The sequence below is a fragment of the Cohnella sp. GbtcB17 genome (assembly GCF_019091135.1).
Classification (GTDB): Bacteria; Bacillota; Bacilli; order Paenibacillales; family Paenibacillaceae; genus Cohnella.
The window spans coordinates 46,893-47,243 of the sequence record NZ_JAGXJW010000060.1; the positions used below are offsets into that span (position 1 = coordinate 46,893).

General features: G+C 61.8%; 1 pseudogene. It reads left to right on the plus strand.

Features of this window, described 5'->3' with window-relative positions:
- Nucleotides 1-351 (plus strand): annotated as a pseudogene (locus KVT38_RS35000) (DEAD/DEAH box helicase); the annotation flags it as partial.

The following is a 351-nucleotide window of genomic DNA, read 5'->3' on the forward strand; positions in this document are numbered from 1 at the left end:
GGACATGGGCTTCGTTCACGACGTGAAGCGTATCATCGCGAAGGTGCCGCAGAAGCGACAGACGCTGCTATTCTCGGCGACGATGCCGACCGAGATTACCAAGATGGTGCAGACGATTCTCGTCAACCCCGCCAAGGTCGAGGTGACGCCGGTATCCTCCACGGCCGAGCGGATCGAGCAATCCGTCTATCTGGTGGACAAGGCCAACAAGCAGAGTCTGCTGCTTGATCTGCTGCGCGACAAGAAGATCGCGACCGCGCTCGTGTTCACCCGGACCAAGCACGGCGCCGTCCGCGTCGTCCGCCATTTGGCCAAGGCGGGCGTCTCGTCCGCCGCCATTCACGGCAACAA